Annotated in this window: 21 protein-coding genes and 3 tRNA genes; 3 read left to right on the forward strand and 21 right to left on the reverse strand. The window is 69.0% G+C overall.

The genetic code is table 11. From position 1 onward, the window contains the following. Nucleotides 1-183: 183 nt before the first annotated feature. From pepN to VV867_RS26780, 6 genes are all read right to left on the reverse strand, one after another. Complete coding sequence (gene pepN / locus VV867_RS26755) at nucleotides 184-2,841, reverse strand: aminopeptidase N (RefSeq protein WP_328568006.1); 2,658 nt, start codon at nucleotides 2,839-2,841, stop codon at nucleotides 184-186. A gap of 61 nt (nucleotides 2,842-2,902) precedes the next feature. After that, nucleotides 2,903-3,748, reverse strand: coding sequence for a DUF2797 domain-containing protein (locus tag VV867_RS26760; protein WP_177412039.1), 846 nt, complete (start codon nucleotides 3,746-3,748; stop codon nucleotides 2,903-2,905). A gap of 13 nt (nucleotides 3,749-3,761) precedes the next feature. Then, a complete protein-coding gene (locus VV867_RS26765) occupies nucleotides 3,762-4,022 on the reverse strand; it encodes a YeaC family protein (protein ID WP_109933512.1) in 261 nt (86 codons plus the stop codon). A gap of 147 nt (nucleotides 4,023-4,169) precedes the next feature. After that, on the reverse strand, nucleotides 4,170-5,036 hold the full coding sequence (locus VV867_RS26770; protein ID WP_328568007.1) for a rhomboid family intramembrane serine protease: 867 nt from the start codon (nucleotides 5,034-5,036) through the stop codon (nucleotides 4,170-4,172). Further along, nucleotides 5,033-6,016, reverse strand: coding sequence for a metallophosphoesterase (locus tag VV867_RS26775; RefSeq protein WP_328568008.1), 984 nt, complete (start codon nucleotides 6,014-6,016; stop codon nucleotides 5,033-5,035). Before VV867_RS26775 ends, VV867_RS26770 begins: the two co-directional genes overlap by 4 nt. Then, nucleotides 6,013-6,900 carry an NAD(+) kinase gene (locus VV867_RS26780; protein WP_089393754.1) on the reverse strand — a complete coding sequence of 296 codons (888 nt, stop codon included), beginning with the start codon at nucleotides 6,898-6,900 and terminating at the stop codon, nucleotides 6,013-6,015. Before VV867_RS26780 ends, VV867_RS26775 begins: the two co-directional genes overlap by 4 nt. A 105-nt stretch (nucleotides 6,901-7,005) precedes the next feature. On the opposite strand from VV867_RS26780, the gene VV867_RS26785 reads away from it, so the two are divergent. Next, nucleotides 7,006-7,950, forward strand: coding sequence for a DUF1853 family protein (locus VV867_RS26785; protein WP_109933515.1), 945 nt, complete (start codon nucleotides 7,006-7,008; stop codon nucleotides 7,948-7,950). 300 nt (nucleotides 7,951-8,250) lie between these two features. On the opposite strand, the gene VV867_RS26790 is transcribed toward VV867_RS26785, so the two are convergent. From VV867_RS26790 to VV867_RS26800, 3 genes are all read right to left on the reverse strand, one after another. Beyond that, on the reverse strand, nucleotides 8,251-9,150 hold the full coding sequence (locus VV867_RS26790) for a 1-aminocyclopropane-1-carboxylate deaminase/D-cysteine desulfhydrase (RefSeq protein ID WP_328568021.1): 900 nt from the start codon (nucleotides 9,148-9,150) through the stop codon (nucleotides 8,251-8,253). Between the two features lie 42 nt (nucleotides 9,151-9,192). Continuing rightward, nucleotides 9,193-10,572 carry a chromosome partitioning protein ParA gene (locus VV867_RS26795; RefSeq protein ID WP_109933516.1) on the reverse strand — a complete coding sequence of 460 codons (1,380 nt, stop codon included), beginning with the start codon at nucleotides 10,570-10,572 and terminating at the stop codon, nucleotides 9,193-9,195. 233 nt (nucleotides 10,573-10,805) lie between these two features. After that, nucleotides 10,806-12,845, reverse strand: a complete 2,040-nt coding sequence (locus tag VV867_RS26800) for an NADPH-dependent 2,4-dienoyl-CoA reductase (protein WP_109933517.1) — start codon at nucleotides 12,843-12,845, stop codon at nucleotides 10,806-10,808. Between the two features lie 186 nt (nucleotides 12,846-13,031). Here VV867_RS26800 and VV867_RS26805 point away from each other — a divergent pair, with 186 nt between their 5' ends. Together VV867_RS26805 and VV867_RS26810 are read left to right on the forward strand one after the other, a co-directional pair. Next, nucleotides 13,032-14,150, forward strand: coding sequence for a carbon-nitrogen hydrolase family protein (locus VV867_RS26805; protein ID WP_109933518.1), 1,119 nt, complete (start codon nucleotides 13,032-13,034; stop codon nucleotides 14,148-14,150). A 2-nt stretch (nucleotides 14,151-14,152) separates the two neighbouring features. Continuing rightward, nucleotides 14,153-15,190: an AraC family transcriptional regulator gene (locus VV867_RS26810; RefSeq protein WP_109933519.1), complete on the forward strand. Its 1,038-nt coding sequence runs from the start codon at nucleotides 14,153-14,155 to the stop codon at nucleotides 15,188-15,190. Nucleotides 15,191-15,384: 194 nt separating this feature from the next. On the opposite strand, the gene VV867_RS26815 is transcribed toward VV867_RS26810, so the two are convergent. The 12 genes from VV867_RS26815 to truA all read right to left on the reverse strand — a co-directional run bounded on the left by VV867_RS26815 (nucleotide 15,385) and on the right by truA (nucleotide 25,066). Beyond that, nucleotides 15,385-15,461 (reverse strand) — tRNA-Asp (locus VV867_RS26815). Nucleotides 15,462-15,576: 115 nt separating this feature from the next. Further along, nucleotides 15,577-15,653: transfer RNA gene (locus tag VV867_RS26820), tRNA-Asp, on the reverse strand. Nucleotides 15,654-15,668: 15 nt separating this feature from the next. Further along, nucleotides 15,669-15,744: transfer RNA gene (locus VV867_RS26825), tRNA-Val, on the reverse strand. A gap of 456 nt (nucleotides 15,745-16,200) precedes the next feature. Then, on the reverse strand, nucleotides 16,201-16,962 hold the full coding sequence (locus VV867_RS26830; RefSeq protein WP_089393829.1) for an SDR family oxidoreductase: 762 nt from the start codon (nucleotides 16,960-16,962) through the stop codon (nucleotides 16,201-16,203). Nucleotides 16,963-16,967: 5 nt separating this feature from the next. Then, on the reverse strand, nucleotides 16,968-18,179 hold the full coding sequence (locus VV867_RS26835) for an O-succinylhomoserine sulfhydrylase (protein WP_109933249.1): 1,212 nt from the start codon (nucleotides 18,177-18,179) through the stop codon (nucleotides 16,968-16,970). 13 nt (nucleotides 18,180-18,192) lie between these two features. Continuing rightward, nucleotides 18,193-19,698, reverse strand: coding sequence for an amidophosphoribosyltransferase (gene purF, locus VV867_RS26840; protein ID WP_109933250.1), 1,506 nt, complete (start codon nucleotides 19,696-19,698; stop codon nucleotides 18,193-18,195). 101 nt (nucleotides 19,699-19,799) lie between these two features. Beyond that, nucleotides 19,800-20,342, reverse strand: coding sequence for a CvpA family protein (locus tag VV867_RS26845; protein WP_109933251.1), 543 nt, complete (start codon nucleotides 20,340-20,342; stop codon nucleotides 19,800-19,802). A gap of 91 nt (nucleotides 20,343-20,433) precedes the next feature. Next, the gene (locus tag VV867_RS26850; RefSeq protein WP_328568009.1) at nucleotides 20,434-21,117 is read right to left on the reverse strand and encodes an SPOR domain-containing protein; all 684 of its coding nucleotides are present in this window, start codon (nucleotides 21,115-21,117) and stop codon (nucleotides 20,434-20,436) included. Between the two features lie 28 nt (nucleotides 21,118-21,145). After that, nucleotides 21,146-22,426 (reverse strand): bifunctional tetrahydrofolate synthase/dihydrofolate synthase, encoded by a 1,281-nt coding sequence (gene folC / locus VV867_RS26855; RefSeq protein ID WP_328568010.1) that lies wholly within the window; start codon nucleotides 22,424-22,426, stop codon nucleotides 21,146-21,148. After that, a complete protein-coding gene (gene accD, locus VV867_RS26860) occupies nucleotides 22,423-23,298 on the reverse strand; it encodes an acetyl-CoA carboxylase, carboxyltransferase subunit beta (RefSeq protein WP_089393764.1) in 876 nt (291 codons plus the stop codon). Before accD ends, folC begins: the two co-directional genes overlap by 4 nt. Before the next feature lie 225 nt (nucleotides 23,299-23,523). After that, on the reverse strand, nucleotides 23,524-24,153 hold the full coding sequence (locus tag VV867_RS26865) for a phosphoribosylanthranilate isomerase (protein ID WP_328568011.1): 630 nt from the start codon (nucleotides 24,151-24,153) through the stop codon (nucleotides 23,524-23,526). A gap of 58 nt (nucleotides 24,154-24,211) precedes the next feature. Continuing rightward, nucleotides 24,212-25,066: a tRNA pseudouridine(38-40) synthase TruA gene (gene truA, locus VV867_RS26870; RefSeq protein ID WP_328568012.1), complete on the reverse strand. Its 855-nt coding sequence runs from the start codon at nucleotides 25,064-25,066 to the stop codon at nucleotides 24,212-24,214. Between the last annotated feature and the right edge of the window lie 4 nt (nucleotides 25,067-25,070).

The raw sequence follows: 25,070 nt of genomic DNA on the forward strand, positions 1-25,070 counted from the left end.
GATACGGCAATTCCGTGATCCTAAATGCGTTACCTATGTCTCCCGACACCTGTTACCCATGTCTCCCGGCAGAACACGAAGCGATACCCATCCTGCGAAGAGCACCTCGACGCAAATCCACGGGCGAAAAAAAAGTGTTACCGGCAAGGCCGATAACACTTTTTCCGCCAGCTGCGCGCAGCGTCAGGCGAGGCTCTTGCTCACCACCTCGTAGACGTCGCTGGACAGCTCGCCCGAGGCCAGGATGCGCTCCAGCTCGGCGCGCATCAGGCCCTGGCGCGCCGGGGCGTACTTGCGCCAGCGGGTCAGCGGCGCCAGCAGGCGCGAGGCGATCTGCGGGTTGAGCGCGTTGAGGGTGATCACCTGGTCGGCCAGGAAGCGGTAGCCCGCTCCGTCGGCGCGGTGGAAGTTGACCAGGTTCTGGTTGGCGAAGGCGCCGATCAGGGCACGAATCTTGTTCGGGTTCTTCAGGGTGAAGGCCGGGTGGCCCATCAGCGCCTGCACGCGCTCCAGTCCGCCGGGCAGGGTGCAGCCGGCCTGCACGCTGAACCACTGGTCCATCACCAGCGGGTTGTCCTTGAAGTAGTCGGCGAACATTTCCAGGCCCTTGGCCTTCTCGTCGTCGTACGGCGAGTTGACCAGCACCGCCAGGGCGGTCAGGCGTTCGGTCATGTTGTCGCAGGACTCGTACTGCTCCAGGCAGGCCGCCAGCACCTCGTCGCCGCCCACCAGCATCAGGTAGGACAGCGCGATGTTCTGCAGGCTGCGCCGGGCGATGTGCTCGGCCTCGGCCACGTACGGGGTCTTGCGCGAGGTCTCGCGGTTGGCCTGGTAACGCTGCCACAGCGGCTCGCGCAGGGCCTCGGCGATGCGCTTGCGGGTGAACTCGCGGGCGGCGTGGATGGCCTCGACGTCGGCCACCTCGCTCAGTTCGGTGAGGTAGGCCTCGCTGGGCAGCGAGAGCATCTCGGCGACCATCGCCTGGTCCAGCGCGTTGTCCTGCAGCAGGGTGTGGAAGACGCTGAGCAGGCGCTCGTCGAGCACCAGTGGCTCGCCGCGCTGGTGCTGGCCGATCAGCTCCTGGAGCACCTGCACCGAGAGCTGCTGGCCGGCTTCCCAGCGGTTGAAGCCGTCCTCGTCGTACTGCATGAGGAACATCAGCTGGTCGCGGTCGTAGGGGAAGCTCAGCTTCACCGGCGCGGAGAAGCCGCGCAGCAACGAGGGCAGCGGCTTATCGGCCAGGCCGACGAAGGTGAAGGACTGCTCCGCCTCGGTCACCTGCAGCACGCGGTTGCTGCCGTGGGCATGCTCCTCGCCGGCCAGGCGCAGCGGCAGCGGGTTGCCCAGGGCGTCGAGCAGGCCCATTTCCACCGGGATGACGAAGGGCTGCTTGACCTGCTGGCCCGGGGACGGCGGGCAGCTCTGGCGGAAGGTCAGAGTGTAGCTCTGCGCCGCCGCGTCGTAGCTTTCCTCCACCGCCAGGCGCGGGGTGCCGGACTGGCTGTACCAGCGCTTGAACTGCGTCAGGTCGACGCCGTTGGCGTCTTCCATGGCCTTGACGAAGTCGTCGCAGGTCACCGCCTGGCCGTCATGGCGCTCGAAGTACAGGTCGGTGCCCTTGCGGAAGCCCTCGGCGCCGAGCAGGGTGTGGATCATGCGCACCACTTCCGAGCCCTTCTCGTAGACGGTCAGGGTGTAGAAGTTGGAAATCTCGATGAACGAGTCCGGGCGCACCGGGTGGGCCATGGGGCCGGCGTCCTCGGCGAACTGGTTGGTGCGCAGGAAGGCCACGTCCTCCACGCGCTTGACGGTGCGCGAGTTCATGTCGGCGGAGAACTCGCTGTCGCGGAACACGGTGAAGCCTTCCTTGAGCGACAGCTGGAACCAGTCGCGGCAGGTCACGCGGTTGCCCGACCAGTTGTGGAAGTACTCGTGGGCCACCACGCCCTCGACGCGCTGGTGCGCGGCGTCGGTGGCGGTCTCGGCCTTGGCCAGCACGCAGCTGGAGTTGAAGATGTTGAGCCCCTTGTTCTCCATGGCGCCCATGTTGAAGTCGTTGACTGCGACGATCATGAAGATGTCCAGGTCGTACTCGCGGCCGTAGACCTTCTCGTCCCAGCGCATGGCCTTCTTCAGGCTGTCCATGGCGTGCTGGCACTTGTCGATGTTCTCCGGCTCGACGTAGATGCGCAGGGCGACCTCGCGCTCGCTCAGGGTGGTGTAGGTGTCTTCCACCGCCCAGAGGTCGCCGGCGACCAGGGCGAACAGGTAGGCCGGCTTCCTGAACGGGTCCTGCCAGGTGGCCCAGTGCCGCCCGTCCTCTTCCGAGCCGCTGGCCACCGGGTTGCCGTTGGACAGCAGCACCGGGTACCTGTGCTGCTCGGCCGAGACGGTGGTGGTGAAGCTGCTCATCACGTCCGGGCGGTCGAGGTAGTAGGTGATCTTGCGGAAGCCCTCGGCCTCGCACTGGGTGCAGAACATCTTGCCGGACTTGTACAGGCCTTCCAGCGCGGTGTTGCTCTCCGGGTGGATGCGCACCGTGCTGTCGACGGTGAACTGCCGGGCGGTGGGCTGCAGGGTCAGGTGGTTCTCGTCCAACTGGTAGTCGCCCTCCTCCAGTACCCGGTCGTCCAGGGCCACCCACTGCAGCTCCAGCTGCTGGCCGTCGAGCACCAGCGGCGGCAGGCCCTCGCCGCGCTCGGGGTTGCGGCGCATGACCAGTTGCGCGTGGACCAGGGTGTGGTCCTCGTACAGTTCGAAGGTCAGGTTGGTCTCGTCGATCAGGTACTCGGGCGCCTGGTAATCCTTGAGGTAGATGACTTTCGGTTGATCAGTGCGCATGGTGGCCCTCCGGGCAGCTGCAAGCTCCAGGCTTTACGCTGCAGGTTCGTTGTTCGCCGGCTCAGCTTGCCGCTTGAGGCTCATAGCTGATAGCCAGCTGATAAGCTGTGTACTTACGGATATTGATGACGCCGGTGTCGAAGATCAGGTACTGGCCCTTGATGCCTTGCAGGGTACCCTCCACCACCGGCGTCTTGTCCAGATCGAAGCTGGTGATCTTGGCCAGATAGGCCTCCACCGGGTAGCGGATCTCGATCGGTTCGAGGTCGGTCACCGGCTGGATCGCCTGCAGGCCGAAGCGCTGTTGCAGCTCGCGCAAGCCCTCGGCGCAGTGGTCGAACAGCTGCTCGCGGATGGCCGCCAGGTCCAGCGGCTCGGCCTCGCCCTTGAGCAGGGCGCGCCAGTTGGTGCGGTCGGCCACCTGGCTGCGCAGCAGGTCCTCGACCAGCCCGGACTGCTGGCGCGTGGCCACGCGCAGGATCGGCAGCGCCTGGCGCGCGCCCTGGTCGATCCAGCGGGTCGGCACCTGGGTGGCGCGGGTGATGCCCACCTTCACCCCCGAGGAGTTGGCCAGGTAGACCACGTGGTCGGTCATGCAGAAGCGCTCGCCCCACGCCGGCTCGCGGCAGGTGCCATCGTCGTAGTGGCACTTTTCCGGGCTGACGATGCAGCTGTCGCATTGCGCCAGCTTGGTGAAGCAGGGGTAGCAGTAGCCCTGGCTGAAGCTTTTCTTCGTCTTGCGCCCGCAATGGCAGCAGAAGATCGCGCCCAGGTACTCCAGGCGCACCGTCCTGCCGATCAGCGGGTTGACCGCCAGCTCCTCGTCGCCGAGGCGGAAGGCGTACTGCACGGGGCTTTCCAGGCGCGCCGACATCTTGCTCAGGGCGCCGCGTCCAAGCTCTTCCATCAAAACCCGGCCATCAGTGCAGCGAATTGGACGAGAAGAGGATGTTGGGGATCGGCTCGGCGTGGGACTCGCACGCCTGCGGGCCCATGTAGCCGGTGCGCTGGTCTTCGGGCAGGTTCTGCAGCTCCCAGGCGATCATCGCCTGCAGGCACAGTTCCTTCTGCTCCTGGGTGAGCTTGCGGCCGTCCGGCCACTTGCCGATCTCCACGGCGAGCTTGAGGCCCTCGTAGATTTCCGGGGTGATGTTCTCGATGGTTTCGGCGAAGGACGACATGGGGCCGGCTCCTGCTGGGGGCAAAACCGGCATTCTACCGGGCCCGGCGCTTCGGCGCACGGGCACAGGTCAGGTGGTGGGTTCGCGAGCAAGCTCGCTCCTACGAAAAGCGGTGCTCCCTGCAGGAGCGAGCTTGCTCGCGAACCTCTAGGCGCCGCGCCCGCGCGCCAGCAGCCCGCCCAGCGCGCCGGTCAGGCAGCCGATCACCAGCCCGCCGACGTGGGCGCCGTTGGCGATGGAGCCGAAGCCCAGCAGGTCGATGACGCCGGACAGGCACACCAGCAGCCAGATCAGCATCATCGCCACTACGCCCCTGGGCAGGCGGTAGGCCGGGGTCGGCGCCAGCAGCTGGAAGATCCAGCAGTGCCCGAGCAGGCCGTAGAGCACCCCGGACAGGCCGCCGAACAGGCTCGGCCCGGAAGCCAGGTACTGCACGACGTTGGACACTAGGCCGAAGCCCAGGCTCAGGCCCAGCAGCAGGATGCCGCCCTGGCGGTACTCGATGCGCCGGCCCAGCTCCCAGTACCACATGGCGTTCATCGCCAGGTGCAGCCAGCCGAAGTGGATCAGCATGGGCGTGAACAGGCGCCACCACTGCCCCGCCGCCAGGCCGTCGGCCAGCGGCTGGAACATCACCCGGTCGCTGCCGACCAGCTGGAAGTCCTGGAAGGTGAACCAGCGCAGGGTGTCCGGGTTGCCGCCAAGCAACGTCAGGGCGGCGACCACGAAGGTCACCAGCAGCACCGCGGTGGTCACCTTGCTGGCCCGGACCTGGGCCAGGAAACCCGGCCCGCGGCGCCGTGGCTGGGCCGTGGCGGCCAGCTCGGGGTCGCCCTGGGGGTAGCGCCGGTAGAGGTCACGCACCTGCTCGGCGAGGCTTTCGTCCGGCACCCAGAGCACCTGTTCGCCGGCCTCCTCGCTGACCCGGAAGGGTACGTTCAGGCGCTGCAGCAGGCCGACGAAACCGGCGAGGTCCGCCGCCAGGGGCAGGCGCATGGCTACTACCGCACTCACTCATCCTCTCCCGGACGCTTCACGTCCACCCAGACGAACTTGTCGCGCTGCAGGCGCGTCTCCTGGTCCAGCCGGTAGGCCACCAGCTTGCCGTACATGACCGCGCTGTAGTCCAGGCAGGCCAGGTTCGGGCGGATCGGCGCCGGCGTGCCGCTGCGCCAGTAGTGGCCGACGAACAGCAGCGGCTGGTCGGCGCCGTAGCTCAGCAGGCTGGACTTCTGCTCGGCGCTCAGGCGCTCGGCGGCCACCTCGTCGGGCAGCGCGTCGGGCTGGAAGACGATATCGCCGTAGGTCTCCGGCTCGCGGTCCTCCTCCCAGAACTTGGTGCGGAAGAAGGCCCGGGTGAAGCCGTCGCTGCCGGTCAGCGTCATGCCGTGGGGCAGGCGCATGTCGGTGCCGCGCAGCAGCCGGTTGCACACCTGGTAGGCGAAGCTGCCGTGCGCGGCGGAAGTCTGGACGAAGGCCTCGTCGATGCGCCCGTCGGGGAACTGCCGGCGCAGCGAGTCGATCAGCCCGTTGTCCCAGCAGGCATGGACCATGCGGAAGCGCCCGGCGTCGAGGAACAGCGGCAGCTGCTGGAACCAGCCGAGGAAATCGCGCCAGTCGCCGGGGTGGCCCTCGAACTGGTCGAGGGTCTCCTGGATCAGCCGCGCGTGCCGCGGGGTGTGCTCGCGCACGTACTGGCGGCCGCTGCCCGGCGCCGCCGGGGTGGACCAGCCGAGCAGGTTGAATTCGTGGTTGCCCATGATGCACAGGGCCTCGCCGGCGGCGACCATGTCGTGCACCCGGTGCAGGGCCTCGCGGATGCGCGGGCCGCGGTCGACGATGTCGCCGAGGAACAGCGCCTGGCGCCTTGGGTGGCGCCACACGCCGCCGTGCAACTGGTAGCCCAGCTGCTCCAGCAGGCGGTCGAGGGTGTGCGCGCAGCCGTGGACGTCGCCGATCAGGTCGTAGCCACGGCCCGGGTCGAGTTCGCTCACTCGGCGCTCCCCAGGCGGCTGCCCCAGCCGAGCTTGGTCCGGCAGACCTCGTAGTAGTTGTGGTCGATCGGGTGGATCAGGCGCAGCTTCTGCGGCTTCTTGCTCACCGTGACCATGTCGCCCGGCGCGCAGGTGAAGTGGTTCTGCCCGTCGCAGGAGACCTGCGGGTAGATCTGCATGTTCGGCGACACCACGATCTTCAGCTCGCTGTTGCCGTCGACCACGATGGGCCGGCTGGACAGGGTGTGCGGGTACATGGGCACGATGACGATGGCGTCCAGCTTCGGGTGCATGATCGGCCCGCCGGCGGACAGCGAGTAGGCGGTGGAGCCGGTGGGCGTGGCGACGATCAGGCCGTCGGCCTTCTGGCTGCAGACGAACTGGCCGTCGATGTGCAGTTCGAACTCGATCATCCGCGTCGACTTGCCGGGGTGCAGCACCACGTCGTTGAGCGCGTCGCCCTGGCCGATGGACTCGCCGTGGCGGCGCACCTGGGCGTCCAGCAGGAAGCGGCTCTCGACGATGTACTGGCCGCCGAGCACCTCGGCCACCTTGGTCTCCAGCTCGTCCGGGCGGATGTCGGTGAGGAAGCCCAGGCTGCCGCGGTTGATGCCCAGCACCGGCACCTTGTGCCGGGCCAGCGCGCGCGCCGCGCCGAGCATGCTGCCGTCGCCGCCGACGACGATCACCAGGTCGCAGATCTCGCCCATGATCTTCCGCGAGCAGGTCTGCAGGCCGTGGCCGGGCAGCACTTCGGCGATGGTGTCCTCGAGGATCACGTGCAGGTGCCGCTCGGTCAGGAAGCGCTTCAGCCGACGGATGGTTTCCAGCACCTGGGTGCTGCCGAGGCGGCCGATGATGCCGATATTGCGAAAGGATTCCATGAGACTCCAGGCGGCGGTGCGAGCGGGAATGACGGAATTATGGGGGAAACCCCCGAACAGCGGCAAACCCGCGCGGCAGCGCGGGCGTTCGGCTAGGCTGCACAAATGAAGCCGACCGCCCATCTGCTCGAAGAGCTGCTAGCCGAACTGCGCCAACCCGCGGTGCGCGACCTCGCCTGGACCCTGCTCGCCGAACCCCTGCTGGATGCCGGCCCCCTGCCCCTGCGCCATCCGCTGGCGGCGAGCCGCTGGCTGGCCGAGCCACGGCTTCTGGAAGACTGGCTGCGCGCGCAGGAAAGCGACAGCGAGGCGCTGCGGGCCTGGCTGCAGCGTTCGCCACAGCAACGCCTGGGGCGCTACTACGAGCGCCTCTGGCAGTTCGCCCTGCAGCAGGCCCCCGACCTGCGCCTGCTCGGCGCCAACCTGGCGGTGCGCGACAACGGCCACACCCTGGGCGAGCTGGACCTGCTACTGGAAGACGACGACGGCCTGCACCATTTCGAGCTGGCCATCAAGCTCTACCTGGGCCCCAGCCGCGAAGGCCCGGAGGACTGGCTGGGCCCCGGCGCCGAGGACCGCCTGGCGAACAAGCTGCGCCACCTGCGCGAGCACCAGCTGCCGCTCTCCTCCAGCCCGCACGGCCGCGCGCTGGTCGCCGGTTTCAGCCAGGCCCCGGTGCAAGCCGCGCTCTGGCTGGGCGGCTACCTGTTCTACCCCTGGCCCGGCGAGTGCCCGGCGCCGGAAGGCGCCAACCCCGAGCACCTCGGCGGTTCCTGGCTGCACCGCCGCCACTGGCCCCTGTACCGCGCCCAGGGCGCGGGCCGCTGGCAGCCGCTGCCACGCGGCGAATGGCTGGCCCCGGCTCGCAAGGCCGACGACGAGAGCTGGACGCCGGAACGCTTCGACGCCTGGCTGGCGCAACTGCCGGCGGACGCCTTTCCCCAGCTGCTGGTGCGCCTGGAGCAGGACCGGGGCGAATGGCACGAGGCCGAGCGGCTGTTCCTGGTCGGGGACCAGTGGCCAAGAGTGCATAACGGGTATTCCCATTGAGAGGAGCATGGCTCGCTCCTACGAAGAGCAGCGCGGCGCGGTCGGCAAGACAGTCGCGCCTACGTCCGTGCCCTCCAGAAACCGTAGGGCGCATAACCGTTCGCGGTTATCCGCCGCCGGTCCGAGCGCCATGGCCATATGGGTGCCAGATGAGCCGTCCGATCGGCGGATAACGCTTCGCGTTATTCGCCCTACGTGTTCGCCGTGGGGTACGGCACATACCTGTAGGAGCGGGCCCTGCCCGCGATTTCGCGCGCAGGGGAATGGCGTCGGTATGCCCGGCTGGCGCGCACGAATGCCCTACGGCAATCGCCGCAAGCGCTCTTCCATCGCCCGCCGCCCCTGCAGGCCACCGCTGTGCACGGCGATCAACCGGCTGCCAGGAGGCACACGGCCAGCACATACCTCGTCATGAAGGGCCAGCAGCAGCTTGCCGGTGTACAGCGGCTCCAGCGGCACGCCGGTCGCCGCCTCGAAGTCGGCCATGAACCGCGCCAGCCCGGCGTCCACCTTGCCGAAACCGCCGCGGCTGGCGTCCAGCAGGCGATAGCCGGCGTCTTCGCGCCCCGCCTCGGCCAGCAGGCGCGGCAGCATGGCCTCCACGCCATGGCCGGGCGGAACCGCCAGGGCGCCGGTCACCGGGTGCGCTCCCCGCTCGCCCAGCACCAGCCCGGCCAGGGTGGTGCCGGTGCCACAGGCGGCCCAGAGCTGGTCGTAGCCGTTCCAGCCGATGCCCGGCAGTTGCCCGGGCAACTGCGCCACCAGCGGCGCGCAGCCCAGCGCACCGGGCAGGCCGCCACCGCCCTCGTCCACCGCCAGCAGGCGTGGGTAGCGTTCCCGCCAGGTATCCCAGAAGCCTTCGGCATGGCGCTCACGGTAGCCGGCGTAGCCGAGCCAGTGCAGTTGCATGCCCCAGGCGCGCAGGTCGCGCACCGTGGGCGTGTCCTGCTCGTTGCCGCGCAGCAGGCCGACGCTGGCGAAGCCGAAGCGCTGGCCGGCGGCGGCCAGGGCGTGCAGGTGGTTGGAATGGGCGCCGCCGAGGCTGATCAGGCCGTCCAGGCCCTGCTCGGCGGCCTGGCGCAGGTAGGGCGCCAGCTTGAACCACTTGTTGCCGGACACCCGCTCGTCGACCTGGTCCAGGCGCAACAGGGCCAGCTCGACGCCGGCCCGCTCCAGCCAGTCGAGGCGCACCTGTTGCAGCGGGGGTAACGGGCGCCAGTCGGGAAATCGCAGGGCGGCCACCTAGCCCGCGGTCACGCCGCGCAGACCGCCGCTGGTCTTGTGCCGGGCGCAGCAGTTGCTGTCGCCGTCGACGAAACGGCCGGGGGTATCCACCCGGTCGACCGGCAGCGCGCAACGTTCGCCGTTGGACAGGTGGCCGTCGCAGGTCGGCTGCTGGTAGTGGGCCAGCCACTGGCGATACTGGGCTTCGGAGACGAAGCATTTGGCGGCGGCGTAGGCCATGGGGTTTTCCTGGTAGCGCGGGATGTCCTGCAGGGGAATGGTCAGGTGCCCGGCGCCGGGATGATAGACGACGAAGATCACCCCGAGCGAGGTCAGCTTCTCCAGCAGCGCATCGCTCTCCGCCCGCGCCGCCTGGGCGGCCAGCTCGCGGCGCAGGGCCTCGTTGTCCTGCTGCAGCTGGCGGTCCAGCTCGCTGCGGTAGCTCAGCTCGGCGTCGCGCACCGCCAGCTGTTCCTTGTACTGGGCGATCACCGCCGCGACCTTGGCATCGGCCTCGCCTTCGAATTGCGCGCGCAGCTCCTCCAGCTCCACGCGCCCCTGCTGCTCGATGCTGCGCAGTTGCGCGGTCAGCTCCTCGCGGCCGCGCTGGAAGCCGTCCACCCGCTCGTCCAGCTCGCGGCGCAGGCCGGCGTTGATCTCTTCCTCGCGCTTGAGCCCCTCGCGCAGCGCAGCCAGCTCGGCCTGCAGCACCTTGACCTGTTCCTCGGCGCCCAGGCGCAGGCGCTGCAGTTCCTGCTCGTGCTGCTGGCTCAGGCTGGACAGGCGCGAGGCCTGCTGGCCGAGCAGCTCGGCGGTCTTCTGCCGCTGTTCCTCGAGCATCGCCTGGGCCAGCTTCTCGGCCTGCTCCCGCGGGTCTTCCGCCGGCGCCGCGTACCACTGGTGCTCGGCGGCGACCTTCAGGCGCTGCGGCTCGACGGCGACGGGCTCTTCCTCGACCAGCAGGCCGAGGTGGTTGCGGCGGATGGCGTCGCGCAACATCACCAGGTGGTTGTTGCCCGTCACCAGGCTCGGGTCCCACAGGTGCATCTGGTGCCAGGACACCGGGCACTGGCTGCGGCAGGCCAGGCGGATGGGCCCGGCGCCCATGTCCGGGCCGCGCCCGGCGCGGTCGGCGAGCTGGCGCAGCGGCAGGTTCCAGCCGCGGTCGGCCTCGCCGTTGTCGTCGAAATCCAGGTAGAAGAACACCGCCGCCTTGACCTGCAGGCGCGCGTTGATCAGCACGTAGGCCAGGCGCATCTGCCGGTCGGCGTATTCGTGCATCTGCACGACGTTGTCGAGCAGGGCCTCGAATTCGGGATAGAGCATCTGCTTGCAGATGCCTCGCTCATCGAAGAAGGCCACGGCCTCGACCATCTGAGGCTTCTTCTGCAGGCTCATGACGGGACCTCTGGACTGTCGCGAACAGGGTTGGGCCCGCAGAGGGGCCGGCGGCCGGGCCTCGAGCGCACCGGTGCCGGGGCAAGTCTAGGGGAAATGGTGACGCAGGCAATGTGACTGGGTTGGCAGTCGCTCGGCCGTTCGTAAGAAAGCGACGTACGACAGACGGAAAACTGTGACGGGTTCCGCCCTTTGCCGCCCGGACAGCGCGTCCGGGCGGCAGGGACGGTGGATCAGAGTTCTGCGGCCAGGCGCGAGCCCTGGTTGATGGCGCGCTTGGCGTCCAGCTCGGCGGCCACGTCGGCGCCGCCGATCAGGTGCACCTTCTGCCCGGCGGCGACCAGGCCGTCGTGCAGCTCGCGCAGCGGCTCCTGGCCGGCGCAGACGACCACGGTATCCACCGGCAGCACCTGCGGCTCGCCTTCTTCGCCGATGCGGATGTGCAGGCCGGCGTCATCGACCTTGAGGTACTCGACGCTGTTGAGCATCTGCACCCGCTTGTTCTTCAGCCCGGTGCGGTGGATCCAGCCGGTGGTCTTGCCCAGGCCGTCGCCGACCTTGGACTTCTTGCGCTGCAGCAGGAACACCTGGCGCGCCGCGGCATGCGGGTGCGGCTGGATGCCGGCGACGCCGCCGCGGGCCTCCAGGGCCTCGTCGATGCCCCACTCCTTCCAGAAGGCATGGCGGTCCAGGCTGGTGGACTCGCCGTCGTGGGTGATGTACTCGGAAACGTCGAAGCCGATGCCGCCGGCGCCGATCACCGCCACCTTCCGCCCCACCGGCTTGCGTTCGAGGATGGCGTCCAGGTAGCTGATCACCTTCGGGCTGTCGATGCCGGGGATGGCCGGGGTGCGCGGGACGATGCCGGTGGCCAGGAGGATCTCGTCGAAGCCGCCCTTGGCCAGGTCGTCGACCGACACGCGGGTGTTCAGGCGCACGTCGACGCCGGTGGTCTCCAGCTTGCGCTTGAAGTAGCGCAGGGTCTCGTAGAACTCTTCCTTGCCCGGCACGCGCTTGGCCACGTTGAACTGCCCGCCGATCTCGCCGGCGGCGTCGAACAGGGTCACCTGGTGGCCACGCTCGGCGGCCACGGTGGCGGCGGCCAGGCCGGCCGGGCCGGCGCCCACCACGGCGATCTTCTTCACGTGGGTGGTGGGGATGTAGTTCAGCTCGGTCTCGTGGCAGGCGCGCGGGTTGACCAGGCAGCTGGTCAGCTTGCCGCCGAAGGTGTGGTCCAGGCACGCCTGGTTGCAGCCGATGCAGGTGTTGATCTCGTCCGCGCGGCCTTCGGCGGCCTTGTTGACGAAGTCCGGGTCGGCGAGGAACGGCCGGGCCATGGAGACCATGTCGGCGTCGCCCTCGGCCAGCACCTGCTCGGCTACCTCCGGGGTATTGATGCGGTTGGTGGTGCACAGCGGGATACCCACCTCGCCGCGCAGCTTGGCGGTGACCTTGGTGAAGGCTGCGCGCGGCACCTTGGTGGCGATGGTCGGGATGCGCGCCTCGTGCCAGCCGATGCCGGTATTGATGATGGTCGCGCCGGCCTTTTCGATGGCCTTGGCCAGCAGGACGATCTCGTCCCAGGTGCTGCCGCCCTCCACCAGGTCGAGCATCGACAGGCGGTAGATGATGATGAAGTTCGGCCCCACCGCCTCGCGCACGCGGCGGACGATCTCCACCGGCAAGCGCATGCGGTTCTCGTAGCTGCCGCCCCAGCGGTCGGTGCGCTGGTTGGTGTGGGCGACCAGGAACTGGTTGATGAAGTAGCCTTCCGAACCCATGATCTCGACGCCGTCGTACCCGGCCTGCTGGGCCAGCACGGAGCAGGTGACGAAGTCCTGGATCTGCTTCTGGATGCCTTCCTCGTCCAGCTCGCGCGGCTTGAACGGGTTGATCGGCGCCTGGATGGCGCTGGGCGCCACGGATTTCGGACTGTAGGCGTAGCGCCCGGCGTGGAGGATCTGCATGCAGATCTTGCCGCCGGCCTCGTGCACCGCCTGGGTGACGACCTTGTGCTTCTCGGCTTCCTCGACGGTGGTCAGCTTGGCCGCGCCGGCGTACACGCCGCCTTCCTCGTTCGGGCCGATGCCGCCGGTGACCATCAGGCCGACGCCGCCGCGGGCGCGCTCGGCGAAGTAGGCGGCCATGCGCTCGAAGCCGTTCGGCTTCTCTTCCAGGCCGGTGTGCATCGAGCCCATCAGGGTGCGGTTGCGCAGGGTGGTGAAGCCCAGGTCCAGGGGCGCGAGCAGGTGCGGGTAGCGGGCGGCGGTCATGATTCCTCCACATCGGGCATGGTTGCCGGGGCCTCGGACGGGCCACGGTCGGTATGGGGCAGACTCTAAGCAGCGCCCGGGGCGCGCTCAATGACCGGAAATGACAACTTACTGATCGAAGATGACAGCACGGCTTGGCAAGCCGGCGCCGCTCCCCTACCCTGGCAGCCAGTCCCGGAGCCCTGCATGCGCAAGCTGACATTCCTCATCCTGGTCACCCTCTTCGCCGCCTACGCCGGCTGGGCCGAGCGCCGCCCGGTGGGCCACTACCTGTCCGACCTGCGCAGCCAGGTGGTGCTGAACCAGGGCGCGCCCTCCGAACGCGGCAACCTGCTCGGCGTGCAGCCGGAGCTCTACGCCGCCGACTACCAGAACGTCGAGCGCCTGCGCCTGAAGCTTGCGGCCTACCTGGAGAAGGCCCGCAGCGAGGGCCTGCTCGGCCCGCGCACGGTGGTGGTGTTCCCCGAGCACATCGGCACCTGGCTGGTGGCCGCCGGCGAGAAACCCGAGGTCTACCAGGCGCAGCACCTGGCCGAGGCCATGAAGTGGATGGCCGTCAGCAACCCGGTGAAGCTGGCCCGCGGCTGGCTCATCGCCAAGGGTCGCGACCGCTTCACCGACGCCCTGTTCCGCATGAAGGCGGTGGACATGGCCCACGACTACCAGACGCTGTTCGGCGGCCTGGCCCGGCAGTTCGGCGTGACCCTGGTGGCCGGCTCCATCGTCCTGCCCAACCCCAAGGTGGAGGACGGCGTGCTGGTCACCGGCAACGGCAGCCTGTACAACGCCAGCCTGGTGTTCGGCAGCGACGGCAAGCCCCTGGGCCAGCCGCAGCGCAAGGTCTTCCCCATCGACGACGAGAAGCCTTTCATCCGCGCCGGCCACAGCGACAACCTGCAGGTGCTGCAGACCCCCGCCGGGCGCCTGGGCGTGCTGATCTGCGCCGACGCCTGGTACCCGATCAACTACGCGGTGCTGGCCTCGGAAAAGGTCGAGCTGCTGGCGGTGCCCGCCTTCCTCACCGGCAACGGCCAGTGGCAGCGGCCCTGGCGCGGCTACAACGGCGCGCGCACGCCTTCCGACGTGCAGCTCAAGCCCGGCGCGCTGAGCGAAGGCGAGGCCTGGCAGCAGTTGGCCCTCGGCGGACGCCTGGCCGCCAGCGGCGCCCAGGCCGGCATCGCGGTGTTCCTGCGCGGGCAGTTGTGGGACCTGGGCAGCTCCGGCCCCGGCCTGGTGGTCGACCGCGGCGGCCAGCAGCTCGCCGAGGACGGCCCGGGCGCGCGCCTGATCAACCTCTGGCTGTGACCATGAAGCAACCGGGCATGCGGCTGGGCGACCTCTCCATAGGTTTCGTCCACGGCCTGGCCGACGCCCTGGAAGAGCGCGGCGTGCCGGCGCAGCCCCTGCTGCTGCAGTATGGCCTGGACGCGGCGCGCCTGGCCGAGCCCGGCGGACGCCTGTCGATCCCGCGCTACATGCGCCTGGGCCATGCCGCCATCCAGCTCAGCGGCGACCCCGCGCTGGGCCTGCGCATGGGCCAGTTCAGCCGCATCCAGCAGCTGGGCCTGGCCGGCGTCAGCGCCGCCCTGGCCCCCGACCTGCGCGCCGCCAGCCGCGCGCTGATCCGCTTCGAGCCGCTCTACGCGCAGAACTACCGCGGCCGCTCGAGCCTCGCCGAGGACGCCGGCGGCGCCTGGCTGAGCTTCTACTCCATCAGCCCCTACAACGCCTACAACCGCTTCGTGGTGGATTCGGTGCTGGCCGGCTGGCTCAGCTACCTCGGCCGCATCGCCGGGCAGGCGGTGCGCCCGCTGCGGGTGGAGATCGAGTACCCGGCGCCGGACTACGCGGCGCGCTACGAGGAATTCTTCAGCTGCCCGGTGGAGTTCGGCGCCGGCGCCAACCGCTTCCGCCTCGACCAGGCCACGCTCTCCCTCGGCAACCGCGAACATTGCCCGAGCACCTGGCGCCAGCTGCTGGAACTCTGCGAGAAGGAACTGGAGCAGTTGACGCGCACCCGCAGCCTGCGCGAACGCGTGGTGCAACTGCTGGGGCCGCTGCTCAACGGCCGCGAGCCGGACCTGGAGGAAGTCGCTGCGCGCCTCAAGCTGCCGACCTGGACGCTGCGTCGCAAGCTGGCCGAGGAAGGCACGCAGTTCCGCAGCATCCTCAACGAGACGCGCCGCGACCTGGCGATGATCTACATCCGCGACACGGACCTGGCCTTCGGCGAGATCGCCTACCTGCTCGGCTTCGCCTCGGCCGAGGCCTTCCAGCGCGCCTTCAAGCGCTGGAGCGGCCAGCCGCCGGGGGAATACCGCCGCACGCAGCGGCAGGCCGGCTGATCACATCTCGGTGGCGTCGTCCGTCGGCTCCGGCGGATCGCACTCGGCGCGGCGTGCTTCGAGCAGTTCTTCCTGGGTCGTCCATTGAAGGCAATGGGTCCAGCCTGGACGGCCCGGATGACCTCCGCATGACCGCGGGTTTTCCCGGCGCAACGAAAAAGCCCCCAGGCATGACTGCCTGAGGGCTTTGAATATGGCGCAGCGGACGGGACTCGAACCCGCGACCCCCGGCGTGACAGGCCGGTATTCTAACCGACTGAACTACCGCTGCGCGTCGGCTGGACTTGCGTCCAAGGGTGTTGCAGCCTTCCATCCTGCCTGTCGCTACGGAGCTTGCGCTCTACGTGGCGGCGAGTTCGGGGTAGTGAACTCCAGGAGGGGGAAGATGGCGCAGCGGACGGGACTCGAACCCGCGACCCCCGGCGTGACAGGCCGGTATTCTAACCGACTGAACTACCGCTGCGCGTAACTTGCGAGATGGTGGGTGATGACGGGATCGAACCGCCGACCCTCTGCTTGTAAGGCAGATGCTCTCCCAGCTGAGCTAATCACCCTTCGTCTCGAAGTGGGGCGCATTCTACCGGGGACGAATCCTAAGTCAATGCCCTGATTGAATTTTTTTTGGAATTTCGCGTTCGCAGAAACGCGAATGCACGGATCCCTGCGTAGGGCGCATGACGCCCACGGCGTTATCCGCCGTTTTTGTGTCGGGTTTCGGTAGCGGACAATCGCGGACGGAGTCCGCTCCTACGCTGCCCCGCCTCCCGCGCTCCCACAGTTCCAGGGAAGCTCGGACGTAGGAGCAACTGTCTCGCGGCCTGCGCCTAGTTGCTCTTCGTAGGAGCGAGCTTGCTCGCGAACCGCATGGCACCGCGTTTGTTCGCGAGCAAGCTCGCTCCTACGAGAAGCCACGCTCGCCTGGAACGTAGGACTCCGTCCGCGATCCGGCCGCCGGGCCCAAACGAAAAAGGGCGGCCCCCGGGCCGCCCTCCTCCGTCACCATCCCGACCTCAGTCGAGATAGATCATCTTGCGCGTCATGCCGCCGTCGACGACGAACTCCTGGCCGCTGACGAAGCCGGCGTTGTCGCCCAGCAGCCAGGCCACCAGCGCGGCGACGTCTTCCACCGTGCCGACGCGGCCGACCGGGTGCTGGTCGTGATCCAGCTCGGTGAGCGGCACCGCTTCGCGCTCGTGGCGATCGCGGGCATCGATCCAGCCGGGGCTGACCGCGTTGACGCGGATTTCCGGGCCCAGGCTCATGGCCAGCGCGTGGGTCAGCGCCAGGAGGCCGCCCTTGCTCGCCGCGTAGGCTTCGGAGCTGCGTTCGGACTGGTGCGCGCGGGTCGAGGCGATGTTGACGATGCTGCCCTGGTGCGCCCGCAGGTAGGGCGCGCAGTGCTTGGCCAGCAGCATCGGGCCGCTGAGGTTCACCGCCAGGGTGCGGTTCCACTCGTTGAGCGTCAGGCTCTCCAGGGGCGTGATGCCCGGGCGGGCGATGGCCGCGTTGCACACCACGGCGTCGAGGCGGCCGAACTGCCCGAGCACCTCGGCCACGGTCTGCGCCACCTGGCTCTCCTGGGACACGTCCAGGGCGATGAACCAGGCCTTGTCGCCCAGCGCCTCGGCGACCTTGGCGCCGCGCTCGCGGTCCTGGTCGACCAGCACCACCTGCCAGCCCTCGGCGATCAGCCAGGCGCCGATCCCCAGGCCGATGCCCCGCGCCGCGCCGGTGACCAGCGCGACCTTGCCGTTTCCGATGATCGATGCCAGGTCGCTCACAGTGCCGCCAGGCCTCGTGCCAGGTCCTTCTTGATGTCGTCGACGTCTTCCAGGCCCACTGCGACGCGGATCAGGTTGTCGCGGATGCCGGCGTTCGCGCGCTCCTGCGGCGACAGGCGGCCGTGGGAGGTGGTCGCCGGGTGGGCGATGGTGGTCTTGGTGTCACCCAGGTTGGTGGTGATGGAGATCATCCGGGTGGCGTCGATGAAGCGCCAGGCCGCGGCCTTGTCGCCCTTCACCTCGAAGCTGACCACCGCGCCGAAGCCCTTCTGCTGCCGCTTGGCCAGCTCATGCTGCGGGTGGCTGGCAAGGCCGGCGTAGTAGACGCGCTCGATGCCCGGCTGCTGTTCCAGCCACTCGGCCACGTCCTGGGCCGCGGCGCAATGCGCCTGCATGCGCACGCGCAGGGTTTCCAGACCCTTGGTGAAGATCCAGGCGTTGAACGGGCTGAGGGTCGGGCCCGCGGTGCGCAGGAAGCCGACCACGCCTTCCATCAGCTTGCGGCTGCCGGCGACCACGCCGCCCATGCTGCGGCCCTGGCCGTCGATGTACTTGGTCGCCGAGTGGATCACCACGTCGGCGCCGAGCTTCAGTGGCTGCTGCAGCGCCGGGGTGCAGAAGCAGTTGTCCACCGCCAGCAGCGCGCCATGGGCGTGGGCGATCTCGGCCAGGGCGGCGATGTCCACCAGCTCGGCCAGGGGGTTGGACGGCGACTCGACGAACAGCAGCCGGGTGTTCGGCTTGATGGCCGCTTCCCAGGCCTTGAGGTCGCTCAGCGGCGGGTAGTCCACCTGCACGCCGAAGCGCTTGAAGTACTTCTCGAACAGGCTGATGGTCGAGCCGAATACGCTGCGCGAGACCAGCACGTGGTCGCCGGCGCTGCAGTGGGTCATCACCAGCGAGAGGATGGCCGACATACCAGTGGAGGTGGCCACCGCCTGCTCCGCGCCTTCCAGGGCGGCGATGCGCTCCTCGAAGGTGCGCACGGTCGGGTTGGTGTAGCGCGAGTAGACGTTGCCCGGCACCTCGCCGGCGAAGCGCGCGGCGGCGTCGGCGGCGCTGCGGAATACGTAGCTGGAGGTGGGGAACAGGGCTTCGCCGTGTTCCGCCTCCGGGGTGCGTTGCTGCCCGGCGCGTACCGCCAGGGTGTCGAAGGCCGCGCCTTCCAGGTCACTGTCCAGGCGACCGGCTTCCCATTCCTGTGCCATCCCCTGATCTCCTTCAGTCGTTGTACAGGTCGATGATGGCGCTGACCGCGTTGGCCTTGGCCTTGGTCGCGTCGTTGCGCGCCTGCTCGATCCGGTTCAGATAGGCTTCGTTGACGTCGCCGGTCACGTACTGGCCATCGAAGACCGCGCAGTCGAAGTGCTCGATCTTGATCTTGCCGCCGCCGACCGCGTCGATCAGGTCCGACAGGTCCTGGTAGACCAGCCAGTCGGCGCCGAGCAGCTCGCACACCTCTTCGGTGCTGCGGTCGTGGGCGATCAGTTCGTGGGCGCTCGGCATGTCGATGCCGTAGACGTTGGGGTAGCGCACGGCCGGCGCGGCAGAGCAGAAGTAGACCTTCTTCGCCCCGGCCTCGCGGGCCATCTGGATGATCTGCTTGCTGGTGGTGCCGCGGACGATGGAGTCGTCCACCAGCATCACGTTCTTGCCGCGGAACTCCAGCTCGATGGCGTTGAGCTTCTGGCGTACCGACTTCTTGCGCGCGGCCTGGCCGGGCATGATGAAGGTGCGGCCGATGTAGCGGTTCTTGACGAAGCCCTCGCGGAACTTCACGCCCAGGCGGTTGGCCAGTTCCAGGGCGGAGGTGCGGCTGGTGTCCGGGATCGGGATGACCACGTCGATGTCGTGCTCCGGGCGCTCGCGGAGGATCTTCTCGGCCAGCTTCTCGCCCATGCGCAGGCGCGCCTTGTACACCGAGATGCCGTCCATCAGCGAATCCGGGCGGGCCAGGTAGACGTGCTCGAAGATGCACGGCGAGTACTTCGGGTTGGCCGCGCACTGGCGGGTGAACAGCTTGCCTTCCTCGGTGATGTACACCGCCTCGCCCGGGGCCAGGTCGCGGATCAGGGTGAAGCCGAGCACGTCCAGGGCCACGCTTTCCGAGGCGATCATGTATTCCACGCCGTTCTCGGTGTGGCGCTGGCCGAAGACGATCGGGCGGATCGCGTTGGGGTCGCGGAAGCCGACGATGCCGTAGCCGGTGATCATCGCCACCACGGCGTAGCCGCCGACGCAGCGGGCGTGCACGCCGGCCACCGCGGCGAAGACGTCTTCCTCAGTGGGCTGCAGCTTGTTGCGCACCGCCAGCTCATGGGCGAAGACGTTGAGCAGCACTTCCGAGTCGGAGTTGGTGTTGACGTGGCGCAGGTCGGACTCGTAGATCTCCTTGGCCAGTTGCTCGACGTTGGTCAGGTTGCCGTTGTGCGCCAGGGTGATGCCGTAGGGCGAGTTGACGTAGAACGGCTGGGCCTCGGCCGAGCTGGAGCTGCCGGCGGTCGGGTAGCGCACGTGGCCGATGCCGACCTTGCCCACCAGGTGCTGCATGTGGCGCTGCTGGAAGACGTCACGGACCAGGCCGTTGTCCTTGCGCAGGTAGAGCCTGTCGTCCTGACAGGTGACGATGCCGGCAGCGTCCTGGCCGCGATGCTGGAGAACGGTGAGCGCGTCATACAACGCCTGATTGACGTTCGACTTGCCCACGATACCGACGATGCCACACATGCGACGCAACCCCTAGTTGGTTTACAGGCTAAAAAATCCGTTCCCGCCGCCCCATCGGGGCCGGCGTCGGGCGGCGCCTCGGCGCCACCCTGGCCCGGCCATCACTGGCCGGGCAGCATACTCCCCATCCCGACCGGCGGTGCCAGCTGGCCACTGGCGAACCAGTGCCCGGCCAGGTTGAGGACGATGTTCTTCGACCAGTCGGCGACCAGCAGGAAGTGCGGCAGCAGCACCGACTGCTGCCACCACGGGTCCTGTTGCACCGGCGCCAGGCTCAGCAGGCCGACCAGCAGCACCACCAGCAGCACGCCACGGGCGCCGCCGAAGGCCATGCCGAGCACGCGGTCGGTGCCGGACATGCCGGTCACCCGGACCAGTTCGCTGATGAGGAAATTGACCAGCGCCCCCAGCAGCAGGGTGACCACGAAAAGCAGCGCGCAGGCAGCGATGATGCGGCCGGACGGCAGCTGGATGTAAGGCGCGAGATGCTCGGCCAGTGCGCCGCCGAACATCCAGGCGACCGCACCCGCGACAATCCAGGTGAGCAGGGACAGGGCTTCCTTGACGAAGCCGCGGCTCAGACTGATCAGGCTGGAAATGACGACGATGCCGACCATCGTCCAATCGACCCAGGTAAATGCCACGTTGCGGCCCAGAAACGAAAAAGGCCCCGCATTTTAGCAGAGCCCCGGGCTTTAGCGGAGCCCCCGATGCATCGGGAGCCGCTCATCGGTGTCAGCCGCGTTCGGGCTGGAAGCGCACCACGAAGCCGTTGAGCTTCTGCTGCTTGCTCAGTTGCTCCTTCAGGCGGTCGGCCTCGGCGCGCTCGATCACCGGCCCGACGAAGACCCGGTTCATGCCGTCGAAGCTGCGCACGTAGGCGTTGTAGCCCTGGCTGCGGAGGGACTTCTGCAGTTCCTCGGCGCGGGCGCGGTTGGACAGGCTGGCCAGTTGCACCGACCAGCTCACCGCCAGCTTGTCGGCATCCAGGCGCTGGGCCGGGGCGGCGGGCGCACTGGCCTGGGCCGGCGGCGTGGCCGGTTGCTGGGCCGGCGCGGCCGGGCGCGGCGCCGGGGCGACGGGCTGCTGGGCCGGTGCCTGCGGCAGGCTGGCGATAGGTGTCGAGGGCGCGGTGGCCGGCACGGCCGGGGCGGGGCTGATCACCGGCGCCTCGACCTGGGCCTGGGCGGCGGGCGCCTGCGGGGCTTCAGCCACCGGGGCCTGGGGCTCCGGCACCGCGGTCGGCTGCACGTCTACCGGGGGCATGGCCGGCGTCTTCGGCATCGCCGGGGCGTCGACCGTCACCTGGCGCACCTCGTCCTGGCGGCTGAACAGCATCGGCAGGAAGATCACCGCCAGCGCCAGCAACACCAGCGCACCGACGATCCGCTGCTTGAGCCCCTTATCCAGCAAAGCCATTGCCACTCCCCCGTTTCTTGACCGCTTGTCAGTCCTGGTTGCCGTCCAGCCAGCTCAGGGCATCCGCCACGCTGTAGAAGGAGCCGAACACCAGGATCTCGTCGTCCGCCGTCGCCTTGGCGCACTGTGCCTCGAGCGCCGTGGCGATGTCCTCATGCACACTGGCCTGCGCGCCACGCGCAAGCAAGGCTGCCGCCAGCTCGCCGGCCGGGCGCGAGCGCGGCGTGGGCAAGGGGGCGACGGCCCAATCCTGCACCAAGCCGAGCAAGGGTTCCAGCACCCCGCCCAGATCCTTGTCCGAAAGCAGGCCGAAAACCGCCAGGCGACGCCCCTTCGGCGGCCGCGCGGCAAGGCGGCGGGCCAGGTAGTCGGCGGCATGGGGGTTGTGCCCGACGTCCAGCAGCAGGTGCCGCGGCTGCCCCTGGCGGTGCGCCACGCGGCGGTCCAGGCGGCCGCTCACGCGGGTCCGCTGCAGGGCCGCGAGCAGGCGCTCGGGCTGCCACGGCAGGCCCAGCAAGGCGTAGACCTGCAGCGCCAGGGCGGCATTCTCCATGGGCAGGTCGAGCAGGCTCAGGTGGTGCAGGCGCAGCGGTGTGCCGTCGGCGCCGCGGCCGTGCCAGTGCCAGTCGTGCTCGCCGATGGCCAGGTCGAAGTCGCGGCCGCGCAGCAGCAGCGGCGTGCCCAGGGCGCGGGCCTGGTCCAGCAGCGGCTGCGGTGGTTCCAGGTCGCCGCACACGGCCGGCTTGCCGGCGCGGAAGATGCCGGCCTTCTCGAAGGCCACGCTGTCGCGGGTGTCGCCCAGCCATTCGGCATGGTCGAGGCCGATGCTGGTGACCACGGCGACGTCGGCGTCCACCAGGTTGACCGCGTCCAGCCGGCCGCCAAGGCCGACTTCCAGGACCACGGCATCGAGACCGGCGCGCTCGAACAGCCAGAAGGCCGCCAGGGTGCCCATCTCGAAGTAGGTCAGGGAGGTTTCGCCGCGCGCTGCCTCGACCGCGGCGAAGGCCTCGCAGAGCGCCTCGTCGGAAGCCTCGCGGCCCTCGATGAGGACACGCTCGTTGTAGCGCAGCAGGTGCGGCGAGGCGTACACGCCGACCTTCAGGCCCTGCTCGCCGAGCAACTCGGCGAGGAAGGCGCAGGTGGAACCCTTGCCATTGGTGCCGGTGACGGTCACCACGCGCGGCGCCGGGCGCCCCAGGCCGAGGCGGGCGGCCACCTCGCGGGAGCGCTCCAGGCCCATGTCGATGGCCGAGGGATGCAGCTGTTCGAGGTAGCCGAGCCAGTCGGCCAGGGAACGCTGGCTCATCCTGCGAGGGCGGGGCTGGGAGCGTGGGTGAACTTGGCCAGCAGGCTGGCCAGGCGGTCGCGCATCTGCGCACGGTGCACGATCATGTCGATGGCGCCGTGCTCGAGGAGGAACTCGCTGCGCTGGAAGCCTTCCGGCAGCTTCTCGCGCACGGTCTGCTCGATCACCCGCGGGCCGGCGAAGCCGACCAGGGCCTTGGGCTCGCCGACGATCACGTCGCCGAGCATGGCCAGGCTTGCGGAAACGCCGCCGTAGACCGGGTCGGTCAGCACCGAGACGAACGGGATGCCTTCCTCGCGCAGGCGCGCCAGGGCGGCGGAGGTCTTGGCCATCTGCATCAGCGAGATCAGCGCTTCCTGCATGCGCGCGCCGCCCGAGGCGGAGAAGCAGATCATCGGGCAGCGGTGCTCCAGGGCGTAGTTGGCGGCGCGCACGAAGCGCTCACCGACGATGGAGCCCATGGAGCCGCCCATGAACGAGAACTCGAAGGCCGCGGCCACCACCGGCATGCCGTGCAGCTTGCCGCTCATGGCGATCAGCGCGTCCTTCTCGCCGGTGTCCTTCTGCGCGGCGGCCAGGCGGTCCTTGTACTTCTTGGTGTCGCGGAACTTCAGGCGGTCCACCGGCTCGAGCTCGGCGCCCAGTTCCTCGCGGCCTTCCTCGTCGAGGAAGATGTCCAGGCGGGTGCGCGCGCCGATGCGCATGTGGTGGTCGCACTTGGGGCAGACGTCCAGGGTCTTTTCCAGCTCCGGCCGATACAGCACGGCGTCGCAGGACGGGCACTTGTGCCACAGGCCTTCCGGTACCGAGCTCTTCTTCGCCTCGGAACGCATGATGGAAGGGATCAGCTTGTCTACCAGCCAGTTGCTCATGCTCTGTTCTCCAATGCGGGGCCAGTGCGCTCAGCGGCCCGAAGCCTTGCGCCTGCCCGTGAGCAGAAAAAATCACCATCGGCGCCGCGGCTCGGCCACGGCCCCTCGAAATCGCGGCGCGCCCTGGGCGGCGCCTTCGCCAGGCCGACACGGGTCGGCGCTGGCGTGACAAAAACGTCAACAGCTCCTAATGACGGCGGCAGACCGCCCGCCGTCACATGCACCTCACCGCGAATCCGCCTCGCGGCACTGGCGGATGAAGGCGCGGATCTTCCCGGCGTCCTTGATCCCCTTGCCCACCTCCACCCCGCCGCTGACGTCCACGGCGTAGGGGCGCACCTGGCGGATCGCCGCGGCGACGTTGTCGGCGTTCAGGCCACCGGCCAGCACCAGCGGGCGCGGCAGGGCCTCGGGAATCAGGGACCAGTCGAAGGCCGCGCCGGTTCCGCCGGGAACGCCCTCGACGTAGGTGTCCAGCAGGATGCCGGCGGCCCCCGGGTAACGCGCGGCCTGCGCGGCGATGTCGTCGCCGGCCTTGACGCGCAGCGCCTTCAGGTAGGGCTTGTGGTAACCCTCGCAGTCCGCGGCGCTCTCGTCGCCGTGGAACTGCAGCATGTCCAGCGGCACCGCATCGAGGATCTCGCCCAGTTCGCAGCGGCTGGCGTTGACGAACAGGCCCACGCTGGTGACGAAGGGCGGCAGCGCCGCGACTATGGCGCGCGCCTGCTGCACGCTGACCGCGCGCGGGCTCCTGGCGTAGAACACCATGCCGATGGCGTCGGCACCCGCCTCGGCCGCGGCCAGGGCGTCCTCGACACGGGTAATGCCACAGATTTTGATGCGAACGGCGGACAAGATGCGGCGACCTTCCTTCAAAGCAATCCGTCGATGGTAGCAAATGCCCCGGACAGCGTCAGCCGAGCGTATCGGGCAAAGATGAAAGGAAATGTGGCCCCAGGTAGCGCTGCGGCAGCGCGAAGGCCTCGGGGTACTCCACCCGCACCAGGTAGAGCCCGAAGGGGTGCGCGGTCACTCCGCCGGCGCGGCGGTCACGCGCCGCCAGCACCTCGTCGACCCACTCCGGCTCGCGTTCGCCCGCCCCCACCGTCATCAGCACCCCGGCGAAGTTGCGCACCATGTGGTGGAGGAAGGCGTTGGCGCGCACGTCCAGCACGATGAAGCGGCCGTGCTCCAGCACCTGCAGGTGGTGCACCGTCTTGATCGGCGACTTGGCCTGGCACTGCACGGCGCGGAACGAGGTGAAGTCATGGGTGCCGACCAGCTTCGCCGCCGCCGCGCGCATGCGCGCGACGTCCAGCGGCCGGTGGTTCCAGGTGACTTCCTCGGCCAGGTGCGCCGGGCGGATCGGGTCGTTGTAGATGACGTAGCGGTAGCGCCGCGCCATCGCCGAGAAGCGCGCATGGAAGTCCGCCGGCATGACCTTGGCCCAGGTCACGCTGATGTCCGCCGGCAGGTTGGCGTTGCTGCCCATCACCCAGGCCTTCAGCGGCCGCTCGACGCGGGTGTCGAAGTGCACCACCTGGCCGCTGCCGTGCACCGCGGCGTCGGTGCGGCCGGCGCACATCACCCCGATCGGCTCTGCCGCGACCTTGGACAGGGCCCGCTCCAGCGCTCCCTGCACCGACGGCACGCCGTCCTCCTGGCGCTGCCAGCCGCGGTAGCGCGCGCCCTTGTATTCGACGCCCAGGGCGATCCTGGTGACGTCAGCGGTGGCGACCTCACCCACCGCGCTCTCGAACTCGTTCAACTGC

The organism is Pseudomonas sp. JH-2 (assembly GCF_036231725.1).
In the GTDB taxonomy this organism is placed as follows: Bacteria; Pseudomonadota; Gammaproteobacteria; order Pseudomonadales; family Pseudomonadaceae; genus Pseudomonas; species Pseudomonas delhiensis.